The following is a 12,470-nucleotide window of genomic DNA, read 5'->3' as shown; positions in this document are numbered from 1 at the left end:
CCAGGCCCACCGGATCCCCGGACCTGGGTCCACCAGGCCCCCGGGTCCACCAGACCACCGGTCCCCGGACCACCAGATCCCAGGCCCCTCGGACTCCGGTCCACAAAACCCCCGGTCCCCCGGACCCCGGTCCGCCGGATCCCCGGGGGCCGCCGGATCCCCGGGGGCCGCCGGATCCCCGGGGGCCGCCGGATCCCGGGCTCCCAGATCTCCCGGGCCCCAGAAGATCTTCCGACCCCCAGACCTCCGCATTTCCGCCGCGAAAGAGCCGATGAGGATGACGACCGCAGCGAGCACCGAGAAGACCGACCTGCCCGCGCCCGGCAAGAACGCCGCGCGCCCCCCACGCGTTTCGGCGCTCCGGCGGTCCTGGGACAAGTACTGGTACGCCTGGGCCATGGTGACCCCGGTCGCCATCGTCCTCACCGTCCTCGTCCTGTATCCGCTCGGGTACGGCATCTACCAGTCGCTGACCGACGCCAACGAGTCGAACGTGGCGTCCACCATCGGCGCCTTCCACCGCCCGGCCACCTACAAGTTCGTCGGCCTCGACAACTACTGGCACGTGCTGTCGGGCGCGGACAGCGACTTCTACCCCCGCCTGCTGTGGACGGTCATCTGGACGGTGTCCTGCGTGACCCTCCAGGTCGGCATCGGCATGGGCCTCGCGGTGCTGCTCAACCGCAAGGTCCGCTTCCGCGGTTTCTACCGCGCCATGCTGATCCTGCCCTGGGCCGTCCCCTCGTTCATCGGCGTCTTCGCCTGGCGGCTGATGCTCAACTCCCAGTACGGCGTCTTCAACGACATCATCACCGCGTTCGGACTGCCGGCCCAGGACTGGCTCGGCACCCCGCTCGCCCAGAAGATCGCCGTCATCATGGTGAACGTCTGGATCGGCATCCCCTTCAACATGGTCGCGGTGCTCGGCGGACTCCAGTCCATCCCCAAGGAGCTGTACGAGGCCGCCGAGATGGACGGCGCCTCCCCCTGGCAGCGCTTCGTCAACGTGACGCTGCCCGGTCTGCGCCCGGTGTCGAACACGGTGATCCTGCTCGGCTGCATCTGGACGTTCAACATGTTCAACGTCATCTATCTGCTGCTGGGCAACAACACGAGCGGCGACGCCGACATCCTCGTCACCTTCGCCTTCCGCAAGGCGTTCACCGGCATCTCGGACTACGCGGGCGCGGCGACGTACGGGATCATCATCCTCGCCCTCCTGCTGGCCTTCTCGACCTTCTACCGCCGCAGCACCCTGAAGTCCGAGCAGGCGTAAGGAGCCCTCGCCATGACCGCAGCAACCCACGAGTCCTCCGCGACCGCCGCCGCCGGCCGGTCCGCCGTGGCCACCCCCCGCAAGGTGCGCGGCCGCGAGGAGCGCAGCCTCGGCTCCTCGATCGCCCTGCACGGCACGCTGATCGTCGCCACGGTGATCGCGGCCTTCCCCGTGATGTGGATCCTGTTCATCTCGCTCGGCCCGAAGAACGCCTGGCAGCAGCCGAGCGAGGTGTTCTCGCACCTCAGCCTGCACAACTACAGCGATGTGCTGTCCCAGACGGACCTGCCGAAGTGGTTCCTGAACACCGTCGTCGTGGCGGGCGGCACCACCGTGCTCGGCGTCTTCCTCGCGGCGACCGCCGGATACGCGGTGTCCCGGATGAAGTTCCCCGGCAGCAGGCAGCTGATGTGGACCTTCCTGGTCACGCAGATGTTCCCCAGTATCGTGCTGATCGTGCCGCTGTATCTCCTTATGTCCGAGCTGAACCTGCTGGACAACTACCTCGGTCTGATCCTGGCGTACGCGACGACGGCGGTGCCGTTCTGCGCCTGGATGATGAAGGGGTACTTCGACACCATCCCCAAGGAGATAGACGAGGCGGGCCGGGTCGACGGGCTCACCCCGTTCGGCACGTTCTGGCGGCTGATCGTGCCGCTGGCCAAGCCGGGCCTCGCCGTGACCGCGTTCTACAGCTTCCTCACCGCCTGGGGTGAGGTCGCGTACGCCACGCAGTTCATGCAGTCCGACCACTACACGCTCGCCGTCGGCATCCGCACCTTCGCGCAGGACCAGCGGCCCGACTGGGCGTGGACCTCGGCCACGGCGATCATCATCACCCTTCCGGCGGCCCTCGTCTTCATGCTGGTGCAGCGCAGCCTGGTCTCCGGTCTGACCGCCGGAGGCACGAAATCCTGACGGCCCGCCCGCACTTAGCGGACCCCTCGTACTCAGCAAGCGCCTCCGTCGTTCCCCCCGCACCCCTAAGGGAATCCATGACCCAGCACGCCACCGACGCACTCCCCACCGACGCCTCCTCCGCCGCCTCCGGGCGCCGGGAGTGGTGGCGCGACGCGGTCATCTACCAGGTCTATCCGCGCAGCTTCGCGGACGGCAACGGCGACGGCATGGGTGACCTGCCCGGCGTCCGGGCCCGGCTCCCCTACCTCAAGGACCTCGGCGTCGATGCGGTGTGGCTGTCCCCCTTCTACGCCTCCCCACAGGCGGACGCGGGCTACGACGTGGCCGACTACCGCGCGGTGGACCCGATGTTCGGCAACCTCACGGACGCCGACGACCTGGTGCGGGACGCGCACGGCCTGGGACTGCGGGTGATCGTCGACCTGGTGCCCAACCACTGCTCGGACCAGCACGAGTGGTTCAAGCAGGCGCTGCGCGAGGGCCCGGGTTCGCCGATCCGGGAGCGCTTCCACTTCCGTCCCGGCAAGGGTGAGAACGGCGAACTGCCCCCCAACGACTGGGAGTCCATCTTCGGCGGCCCGGCCTGGACCCGCGTCGAGGACGGCGAGTGGTACCTGCACCTGTTCGCGCCCGAGCAGCCCGACTTCAACTGGGACCACCCGGCCGTCCACGACGAGTTCCGCTCCATCCTGCGCTTCTGGCTGGACCTCGGCATCGACGGCTTCCGCATCGACGTCGCCCACGGCCTCGTCAAGGCGGCGGGTCTGCCCGACATCGGCCACGACGGGCAGGTCAAGCTGCTCGGCACCGAGGCCGTGCCGTACTTCGACCAGGACGGCGTGCACGAGATCTACCGCAGCTGGCGGCGGATCCTCGACGAGTACACGGGCGAGCGCATCGCGGTGGCCGAGGCGTGGACGCCGACCGTCGAGCGCAGCGCGCTGTACCTGCGCCCGGACGAGCTGCACCAGGCCTTCAACTTCTCCTACCTGACCACCGGCTGGAACGCGACGGACCTGCGCGACGTCATCGACCGTTCGCTCGGCGCCATGAACGCCGTGCACGCGCCCGCGACCTGGGTGCTGTCCAACCACGACGTGGTACGGCACTCCACGCGTCTCGCGGAAGGGGACGAGGCGCGTGGTCTGCGCCGGGCCCGGGCGGCGACCCTGCTCATGCTGGCGCTGCCCGGCTCGGCGTACCTGTACCAGGGCGAGGAGCTCGGGCTGCCCGAGGTCGTCGACCTGCCCGACGAGGTCCGCCAGGACCCGGCGTTCTTCCGCAGCGCGGGCCAGGACGGCACCCGCGACGGCTGCCGGGTGCCGCTGCCGTGGTCCGGCGAGGTCGCGCCGTTCGGCTTCGGTCCGGTCGAGGGCGGCCCGAGCTGGCTGCCGCAGCCGGTCTCCTGGAGGAACCTCACGGTCGAGGCGCAGGAGGGCGACCCCACCTCGACGCTGGAGTTCTACCGCAGCGCGCTCGCCGTGCGCCGCGAGCACCCGGCGCTCGGCGCGGGCCGTCAGGTGACCTGGCTGTCGACGCCCGACGGGGTCCTCGCCTTCCGCCGGGACAGCGCCGAGGGCTCCTTCGTCTGCACGGTGAACCTCACCTCGGCCCCCCTCCCGCTGCCCACCCCGGGCACCCTGCTGCTCGCAAGCGCGGACGTCGAGCCGGGTGCCGAAACGACCGAACTGCCCGCAGATTCAACGGTCTGGTGGGCAGTCTGAGATGCGACCGGTACAGTCCAATCCTGTGACCACACGGCTTGCCGACATCGCAGCCCAGGCGGGGGTCAGTGAGGCGACTGTCAGCCGCGTCCTGAACGGGAAGCCGGGCGTCGCAGCGACCACCCGCCAGTCCGTCCTGGCCGCGCTCGACGTCCTGGGCTACGAGCGTCCGGTCCGGCTGCGGCAGCGCAGCGAGGGCCTGGTGGGCCTGATCACCCCGGAGCTGGAGAACCCCATATTTCCGGCTCTGGCGCAAGTCATCGGCCAGGCCCTGACCCGCCAGGGCTACACCCCGGTGCTCGCCACCCAGACGCCGGGCGGTTCCACCGAGGACGAGCTGACGGAGATGCTGGTGGACCGGGGCGTCGCCGGCATCATCTTCGTCTCCGGTCTGCACGCCGACACCTCGGCGGACATGCAGCGCTACGAGCAGCTGCGCGCCCAGGGCGTCCCGTTCGTCCTGGTCGACGGTTTCTCGCCGAAGGTCCAGGCGCCCTTCATCTCCCCGGACGACCGCGCGGCGATGGCCCTCGCGGTCACGCACCTCGTCTCGCTCGGGCACACCAACATCGGACTCGCCCTGGGTCCGAAGCGGTTCGTGCCCGTGCAGCGGAAGATCGAGGGCTTCGTGCGCGCGATGCAGGAGCAGTTGGGGTTGAGCCCGGTCGACATCGAGGAGCGACTGGTCCAGCACTCGTTGTACACCCTGGAGGGCGGTCAGGCCGCGGCCACCGCCCTCATGGACCGGGGGTGCACGGCGGTGGTCTGCGCGAGCGACATGATGGCTCTCGGTGCGATACGGGCGGCGCGTCAGCGGGGCCTGGAGGTGCCGAAGGACATATCGGTCGTCGGCTTCGACGACTCCCCTCTGATCGCCTTCACCGACCCGCCCCTGACGACGATACGCAAGCCGGTCCCGGCCATGGGTCAGGCGGCGGTGCGGACGTTGCTGGAGGAGATCGGTGGAACTCCGGCGCCGCACAGTGAGTTCGTGTTCATGCCGGAGCTGGTGGTGCGTGGTTCGACCGCTTCGGCCCCTGGGGACCGGAATCGTCCCTAAGGAGGAGCGCATACGTTGCGCGTAGGACTCCTCCCGTCGTAGAACGTGCGGCCAGGACCAGACCAGGGGATGATCGGTCGCGGAACGCTTTTCTGGCAGACTTTGTGCCTATGGGTGAGACGACCGTGACGACACTGGAAGGCCAGGACCGGGCCGCTCCACGCCCCGTCGCGGAGGAGAACGCGGGGAAGGCGTTTCTGCGCCGGCTGCGCACCCCGCGTCGCCCCCGCTTCTGGTTCGAGATCCTGCTCATCGCCGTGAGTTACTGGACGTACTCACTGATCCGCAACGCCGTGCCCGAGCAGAAGCAGGAGGCGCTGAGCAACGCCGACTGGCTGTGGCGCATGGAGCACCACCTCGGGATCGCCGTCGAGCAGTCGGTCAACCACGCCGTGAACTCGGTGACATGGCTGATCATCGGGATGAACTACTACTACGCGACGCTGCACTTCGTCGTGACGCTCGGGGTCCTGGTGTGGCTGTATCGCAGCCACCCCGGCCGGTACGCGGCGGCACGCCTCGCGCTCTTCGCCACCACGGCGGTGGCCCTGCTCGGCTACTACTTCTTCCCGCTCGCCCCGCCCCGCCTGATGAACGGCGGCGACTTCGTCGACACGGTCGTCGTCCACCACACGTGGGGTTCCATGGCCTCCGGGGACCTCAAGCACATGTCGAACCAGTACGCCGCGATGCCGTCGATGCACATCGGCTGGTCCCTGTGGTGCGGTCTGACCATCTTCGCCCTGGCCTCGGTGCCGTGGGTCCGCGTCCTGGGCCTGCTCTACCCGGCGGCCACGCTGCTGGTCATCGTCTCCACCGCCAACCACTTCTGGCTGGACGCGGTGGGCGGCATGCTGTGCCTGGCCTTCGGCTTCACGGTCGCCCGCCTCTGGTACGGGGCCCTGCCCCACACCCTGCCCCGCTGGGTTCCCGGGACGCGTGGCGCGGCCCTGGTGCCGCTGGAGGCCTGACACCCGGAGCTCTCGTCGCACGGGCCCGTCGATCATCGACGGGCCCGTGCGCTGTCCGCCTCCGGCTCAGTCCCCGCGGTGCACCACGTGCCCGCCCGTCACCGTCAGCCGTACCGGCGCCTGGGCCAGCTCGTCCGCCGGTGCGGCCACCGGATCGAGGCCGAAGGCCGTGAGGTCCGCCCGCAGCCCGGGAGCGATACGCCCCGTCTCGTGGCCCTCCCCCGCGGCGAGGGCCGCGTGCGTCGTGCAGCCCTCCAGCGCCTGGATCCCGCTGAGGCCGCCCCCGGCGGCAGCGGCACCCAGGGGCTCCCGGGCGGTCGCGAGCACCCCCCGGGCGTCGGTACGGGGCGATCGGCCAGTCCGAGCCGAGGGCGACCACGGCACCGGCCTCCCGCAGCGCGGATCCGCCATGCCCGCCCGGCCCGCTCGGTCCCGAGTCGCGCGAACCGGGCGAGCGTGTCGTCCGGCACGGTCTCCACGTGCTCGATCCGGTGAACGAACCGACCACTGTCCCCAAGGCCCTCCACGGTGTCGAGCACATGCCGCACGGCCGCGTCCCCGATCGCGTGGGTGGCCGTAGGACCCCGGCGGCGTGCAGATGCCGTACAGCGGCGCTGTACGCCTCGGGATCGGGCCAGAACGCCTCGGTGCCCTGCCCGTGACAGTCCGCGTGCTCCAGCCACGCCGTGCCGCCTTCGACGGTCCCGTCCATGAAGAACTTGACCCCGCCGACCCTCCAGTGCCGCCCCCGCCGCCCTTGGAGCGCGACGAGCCCGTCCAGGGCCTCCCGGTCGGCGCCCGGCATGCACCAGGGCGCGAACCGCAGCCGCACCGGCAGCACGCCCTCCGCGGCGACGGCCCCTGGGACACGGCCCTGGCCGCCTGGGCGCGCTCCTACCGCGCCGCCTTCGCCGCGCACCCGAAGACGATCCCGCTCCTGACCACCTCACCCGTACGAGCGCCCCGCGTCCTGGAGCAGTACGAGCGCGCGGTCACCCTCCTGCTCGACGCCGGCTTCCCCCTGCCCGACGTCATGCCGATGATCACCGCCCTGGAGAACCTGGTCCTCGGCTCGGCCCTGGACCTGGCGGCCCCCGAGACCATGTGGGAACTCCCGGACGAGACGACGACACCGCGCCTCGCGGCGGCACTGGACGCGGTGGGCGAGGGCCGCGCGGACCGGGCGTTCGAACTGGCGCTGGAGGGATTCCTGACCCACGCGAGGGCCTTGCAGCCGGCGTGAGCGATCACCGCCCGGCGTGAGCCGTCACCGGTCGGCATGAGCCGTCACCGGTCGGGGTGCGCCGCGCCCCGGAGCGCGTCCAGCAGCCCGCGCAACGCCGGCCGTTCCGCGGCACCGGGAGCCGCTTCCCGCACCGCCGCGTGCAGAACCCGCACCGGCTCAGGAGCGCGCACCTTCCGCACCACCACACCAGGGTGCCGACTCCCCAGCCCGAGCCGGGGAATCAGACTCACTCCGAGCCCGGCCGCCACGAACCCCTGAGCGGTGGCGTAGTCCTCGCTCTGCACCGCGAACGAGGGCCGGAACCCGGCAGCCGCACAGGCGTCCAACTGCGCGTCGAGACAGGGCCCCGGCCACTCGCTCCCGACCCACGGCTCATCGGCCAGTTCCGCCAGTTCGAGCAGCCGCCGCCCCGCGAGCCGATGCCCCCTGGGCAGCACGACCCGGTACGGATCATCGAGCAGCCGCACCAGCCGTATGCCCTCGGGACCGGTACCGTCGGCCCGCACCACGAGGGCGAGATCGGCCCGCCCCTCCTTCACGTCGGGCAGCGGATCCTCCACATCGATCAGCTTCAACTCCACCCGCACGCCGGGGTGTTCGCGCCGAAACCGCGCAACGGCGGGAGCGACCAGCGCGGCCCCGGCCGTGGCGAAGTACCGCACCGCGAGCCGCCCCGTCCGCCCCGCCCGCAGATCCGCGAGGGCGGTCTCCGCCTCGGCGACCTGCCGCCCGATGGCGTCCGCGTACTCGGTCAGCAGCAGCCCCGCCGCGGTGGGCCGCACCCCGCGCCCGACCCGCTCCAGCAGCTCGGTCCCCGCCTGCTTCTCCAGCGCCCCGATCTGCTGACTGACGGCGGACGGCGTGTACCCCAGATCCGCCGCGGCCGCCGTCACCGACCCGCTGCTGACCACAGCCCGCAGCACCTGCATACGCCGCACATCAAGCATGAAGCACACCTTAACAGTGCATGCAAAACCCTTCACTTGTCCTCAACTCAAAACCCAGGGACCGTAGGACGCATGCCAAGCCCCCAAGCCGCCTCCCCCCTCCGTTCCCCCCTCCCTTCCTCTCTCCGGTCCTCTCTTCGCATGGCCACCCTGGCGCTCCTCTGGGGCTCGGGCTTCCTCTGGATCAAACTGGCCCTGGACCACGGCATGTCCCCCGCCCACCTGACCCTCACGCGCTGCGCCCTGGGCACGGCGGTCCTCCTGCTCCTGGCCCGCGGGGCGCGTCAGCGCCTCCCCCGCTCCCGCGCCCTCTGGCTCCATGTGACCGTCGCGGCGCTGTTCTGCAACGCGATCCCCTTCGCCCTCTTCGCGCTCGGCGAGCAGACGGTCGACTCGGGGATCGCGGGCGTCATGAACGCGACCACTCCCCTCTGGTCGCTCCTCCTGGGCGCGGCCCTCGGCACGGACCGCTCCCTCCACCCCCTGCGCCTGACCGGCCTGTTCCTCGGCTTCGCGGGTGTCCTGCTGATCTTCGCCCCCTGGCAGCACGACGGCCTGGCCGGCTGGGGCGCCGGAGCCCTCCTGGCCGCCGCGGCGAGCTATGCGATCGCCTTCACCTACATGGCCCGCCACCTCACCCCCCGCGGCGCCCCCCTGGCCGTATCGGCGGCCCAACTCCTCATGGCCACGGCCTGGACGACCCTGGCCCTCCCCACGGCGGCCCCCACCCACCCCGACACCACGGCCCTGCTGGCGGTCACCGTCCTCGGCGTCTTCTCCACCGGCCTGACCTTCTACCTCAACTACCGCATGATCGCCGAGGAGGGCCCCACCAGCGCGGCCACGGTCGGCTACCTGCTCCCCGTGGTCTCGGTGACGCTCGGCGCCCTGGTCCTGAACGAGACGCTCGGCCTCCGCACCCTGGCGGGCATGGCGGTGGTCCTGGCCGGAGTGGCAGCCACCCGCACCCGCCCCCGGACGGAAGGGGCCGTGCCGGTACGTCGAAGCCCGTCGCTTACGTCCGGGTCTGGAAGCGGCTCCCCACAGGGCAACGCCTGATCCGGCGGCGACGGGCTGACGTACCGGCACGGCCCCGACCCGCCCACCGAGCCGCACACACCCAAACCCCAAGCCGCAGCCCCTTGGCCCCCGGCCCCCGGCCCCAGACCCCAGACCCCAGACCCCAGACCCCAGACCCCAGACCCCCAAGGCTCACGCCCCGTAGAACAGCACCTCCACCACGGCCCGAGCCCGCCGAGTGGTCCGCCGGTAGTCCTCGAGCATGTCGCCGACATGCCCGGGCCCGTACCCCAAGTACCGCCCGACCGCGGCGAGTTCACGCCCGTCGGAGGGAAACGTGTCCCCGGCCCGCCCCCGTACCAGCATCACCGCGTTGCGCACCCGCGTCGCCAGCACCCACGCCTCGTCCAGGATGGCCGCGTCCTCCCCGGACACCAGCTCCGCCGCGCACACCGCGCCCAGGGCCTCCCGTGTCCGAGTGGTCCGCAGCCCCGGCTCCGCCCACCCGTGCTGCAACTGGAACAGCTGCACGGTCCACTCCACGTCGGACAGTCCGCCCCGCCCCAGCTTGGTGTGCAGCGTCGGATCGGCCCCGCGGGGCATCCGCTCCGACTCCATCCGGGCCTTCAGCCGCCGGATCTCCCGTACGGCGTCGTCACCGAGCCCCTCCGCGGGATACCGCAACGGATCGACCAAGTCGATGAACCGCCGCCCCAGGTCCTCGTCCCCCGCGACGAACTCGGCCCGCAGGAGGGCCTGCGACTCCCACACCAGCGACCACCGCCGGTAGTAGGCCTCGTAGGAGTTCAGCGTCCGCACCAAAGGCCCGGACTTCCCCTCGGGCCGCAGATCGGCGTCGATCAGCAAGGGCGGATCCGCGCTGGACACCTGAAGCAACCGCCGCATCTCCGAGACAACCGCGTTGGCCGCCCGAGATGCCTCCTGCTCGTCGACACCTTCCCGGGGCTCGTGCACGAACAGCACATCCGCGTCGGACCCGTAACCGAGCTCGTGCCCCCCGAACCGCCCCATCCCGATGACGGCGAACCGCGTGGGCAGCGTGTCCCCCCACCTGTCCCGCACCACGGCCCGAAGGGTCCCCGCCAGCGTCGCCGCCGTCAGGTCGGACACCGCACCGCCCACCTGATCCACCAGCGCGCCCTGATCGGCGACGGCGGGTGTCTCCTCGGTGCCGTACGAGGCGACGATGTCCGCGGCGGCCGTACGGAACAGCTCCCGCCGCCGCACACCACGCGCGGCGGTCACCGCCTGCTCGCCCCCGTCGGCCCGCCTCACCGCGGCGAGGATCTCCTGCTCCAGATGGGCACGGCCGCGCGGTTCGAGGCCGCCGCCGTCCCCGTCACCGAGCAGCGCGACGGCCTCCGGCGCCCGCATCAACAGGTCGGGAGCGAGCCGCCCGGCCGACAGCACACGCGCCAGGTTCTCCGCCGCGGCCCCTTCGTCCCTCAACAGCCGCAGATACCAGGGGGTCTTGCCCAGGGCGTCCGAGACCTTGCGGAAGTTCAGCAACCCGGCGTCAGGGTCGGCCGAATCGGCGAACCACCCCAACAGCACGGGCAGCAGGGTCCGCTGAATCGCGGCCTTGCGCGAAACCCCGGAAGCCAGCGCCTCCAAATGCCGCAGCGCCGCGGCCGGATCGGCGTATCCGAGGGCGACGAGCCGCTCCCGCGCCGCGGTCGGACTCAGCCGGCTCTCGCCCGGGGCGAGTTGGGCCACGGCGTCCAGCAGCGGCCGGTAGAACAACTTCTCGTGCAGCCGCCGTACGACAGCCGCATGGCGCTTCCACTCACGGTTCAACTCGACGACGGGATCGGCCCGAAGGCCGAGCGAGCGCCCGATGCGCCGCAGATCGGCATCGCCCTCGGGCACCAGATGAGTCCGCCGCAGCCGGTAGAGCTGTATCCGGTGCTCCATGGTTCGCAGAAACCGATAGGCGTCGTCGAGCTGCACGGCGTCGGCCCGCCCGACATACCCACCGGCCGCGAGCGCCCCCAACGCATCCAGCGTGGTCCCGCTGCGCAGCGAGGTGTCGGCCCGCCCGTGCACCAACTGGAGGAGCTGCACGGCGAATTCGACATCGCGCAGTCCCCCCGGTCCGAGCTTCAGCTCGCGCTCGATCTCGGCGACCGGAATGTTCTCCACGACCCGCCGGCGCATCTTCTGTACGTCGGCGACGAAGTTCTCCCGCTCTGCGGCGTGCCACACCAGGGGCGCCAGCGTGGCCACGTACTCCTCGCCGAGCCCGAGGTCCCCGGCCACGGGCCGAGCCTTCAACAGGGCCTGGAACTCCCAGGTCTTGGCCCACCGCTGGTAATAGGCGAGGTGGCTGCTCAGGGTCCGTACAAGCGGCCCGTTGCGCCCCTCGGGCCGCAGGTTCGCGTCGACGGGCCAGATGCTGCCCTCGACGGTGGTCTCGGAACAGATCCGCATCATGTGGGAGGCGAGCCGGGTGGCAGCCTGCAGCGCCTTGCGCTCATCAGCCCCTTCCACCGCCTCCCCCACGAAGATGACATCGACGTCGGACACGTAGTTCAGTTCGTGCCCCCCGCACTTCCCCATCGCGATCACCGCGAGCCGGCACAGCGCGGCGTCGTCGGGCGCGGCGCTCCTGGCGATGGCGAGCGCGGCGCGCAGGGTGGCCGTGGCGAGGTCGGCGAGTTCGGCGGCGGTCTGGGCGAGGTCGGTGGTGCCGCACACGTCACGTGCGGCGATGGACAGCAGACAGCGCCGGTAGGCGACGCGCAGGGCGACGGGATCGGTCGCCTGCGCCAGCCCCCGCTCGAATTCCCGTACCCCGGGGTGGAGGTCCTGCGGCTCGTACGTCACGAGCGCCTGCCAGTCGCTCGGGTGCCGGGCGAGGTGGTCGGCGAGGGCGGCGGAGGCACCGAGGACACCGAGCAGCCGGTCGCGCAGCGGCTTGGCCGCGATCAGGGTGTCGAGGAGTTCCCGCTCGGCGATATGGCCGTCCTGCGCCTCGACGAGCCGGACGAGCCCGAGCAGCGCGAGATCGGGATCGGCGGTGGCGCCGAGCGCGTCGAGGAGCACCGGATCGGACCGTATGGGCTCGAGCTCCGCGCCGTCCAGGAGGCGCTCGGCGGCCGACGGATCGGTGAAGCCGTGTCGCAGCAGCCGCGTGAAGGTACTGCTCCTGCGCCCCGGCGCCATCATCCTCGGCCCTCCCGTCGGATCAGGTCGCACGACCGGTCCGATCAAGGTCGTACGAGCCTGAGCCTAACCCCGGTCCCCGCGGTGGCGCCCCGCGCCGGAATCGGCTTCCGTAGGAG

General features: G+C 71.3%; 10 protein-coding genes. 7 read left to right on the top strand and 3 right to left on the bottom strand.

The genetic code is table 11. The annotated features are described in order from the left end of the window. Positions 1 to 277 precede the first annotated feature (277 nt). The 5 genes from ACFVWD_RS15680 (at position 278) to ACFVWD_RS15660 (ending at position 5,952) form a co-directional block, all read left to right on the top strand. The gene (locus ACFVWD_RS15680; RefSeq protein ID WP_389596491.1) at positions 278 to 1,276 is read left to right on the top strand and encodes a carbohydrate ABC transporter permease; all 999 of its coding nucleotides are present in this window, start codon (positions 278 to 280) and stop codon (positions 1,274 to 1,276) included. 12 nt (positions 1,277 to 1,288) lie between these two features. After that, on the top strand, positions 1,289 to 2,194 hold the full coding sequence (locus ACFVWD_RS15675) for a sugar ABC transporter permease (protein ID WP_168508280.1): 906 nt from the start codon (positions 1,289 to 1,291) through the stop codon (positions 2,192 to 2,194). A 77-nt stretch (positions 2,195 to 2,271) separates the two neighbouring features. Beyond that, positions 2,272 to 3,921 (top strand): glycoside hydrolase family 13 protein, encoded by a 1,650-nt coding sequence (locus tag ACFVWD_RS15670; RefSeq protein ID WP_389596489.1) that lies wholly within the window; start codon positions 2,272 to 2,274, stop codon positions 3,919 to 3,921. Between the two features lie 25 nt (positions 3,922 to 3,946). Then, the gene (locus ACFVWD_RS15665; protein WP_389596488.1) at positions 3,947 to 4,981 is read left to right on the top strand and encodes a LacI family DNA-binding transcriptional regulator; all 1,035 of its coding nucleotides are present in this window, start codon (positions 3,947 to 3,949) and stop codon (positions 4,979 to 4,981) included. A 110-nt stretch (positions 4,982 to 5,091) separates the two neighbouring features. Continuing rightward, a complete protein-coding gene (locus tag ACFVWD_RS15660) occupies positions 5,092 to 5,952 on the top strand; it encodes a phosphatase PAP2 family protein (RefSeq protein WP_389596486.1) in 861 nt (286 codons plus the stop codon). 66 nt (positions 5,953 to 6,018) lie between these two features. On the opposite strand, the gene ACFVWD_RS15655 is transcribed toward ACFVWD_RS15660, so the two are convergent. Beyond that, positions 6,019 to 6,552, bottom strand: a complete 534-nt coding sequence (locus tag ACFVWD_RS15655) for an amidohydrolase family protein (protein WP_389596522.1) — start codon at positions 6,550 to 6,552, stop codon at positions 6,019 to 6,021. 70 nt (positions 6,553 to 6,622) lie between these two features. On the opposite strand from ACFVWD_RS15655, the gene ACFVWD_RS15650 reads away from it, so the two are divergent. Next, on the top strand, positions 6,623 to 7,195 hold the full coding sequence (locus ACFVWD_RS15650; RefSeq protein WP_389596484.1) for a TetR/AcrR family transcriptional regulator C-terminal domain-containing protein: 573 nt from the start codon (positions 6,623 to 6,625) through the stop codon (positions 7,193 to 7,195). A gap of 44 nt (positions 7,196 to 7,239) precedes the next feature. Here the strand turns inward: ACFVWD_RS15650 and ACFVWD_RS15645 are convergent, their stop codons facing one another. Then, positions 7,240 to 8,127: a LysR substrate-binding domain-containing protein gene (locus ACFVWD_RS15645; protein ID WP_389596520.1), complete on the bottom strand. Its 888-nt coding sequence runs from the start codon at positions 8,125 to 8,127 to the stop codon at positions 7,240 to 7,242. A 159-nt stretch (positions 8,128 to 8,286) separates the two neighbouring features. Here ACFVWD_RS15645 and ACFVWD_RS15640 point away from each other — a divergent pair, with 159 nt between their 5' ends. Continuing rightward, the gene (locus tag ACFVWD_RS15640) at positions 8,287 to 9,204 is read left to right on the top strand and encodes a DMT family transporter (protein ID WP_389596482.1); all 918 of its coding nucleotides are present in this window, start codon (positions 8,287 to 8,289) and stop codon (positions 9,202 to 9,204) included. A gap of 153 nt (positions 9,205 to 9,357) precedes the next feature. On the opposite strand, the gene ACFVWD_RS15635 is transcribed toward ACFVWD_RS15640, so the two are convergent. After that, the gene (locus ACFVWD_RS15635) at positions 9,358 to 12,354 is read right to left on the bottom strand and encodes a bifunctional [glutamine synthetase] adenylyltransferase/[glutamine synthetase]-adenylyl-L-tyrosine phosphorylase (protein ID WP_389596481.1); all 2,997 of its coding nucleotides are present in this window, start codon (positions 12,352 to 12,354) and stop codon (positions 9,358 to 9,360) included. Positions 12,355 to 12,470 lie beyond the last annotated feature (116 nt).

It is taken from the genome of Streptomyces sp. NPDC058086, from assembly GCF_042885015.1.
Classification (GTDB): Bacteria; Actinomycetota; Actinomycetes; order Streptomycetales; family Streptomycetaceae; genus Streptomyces.
Note: the sequence above shows the minus strand (reverse complement) of the source record. Positions and strands in the feature narration are given on the sequence as shown.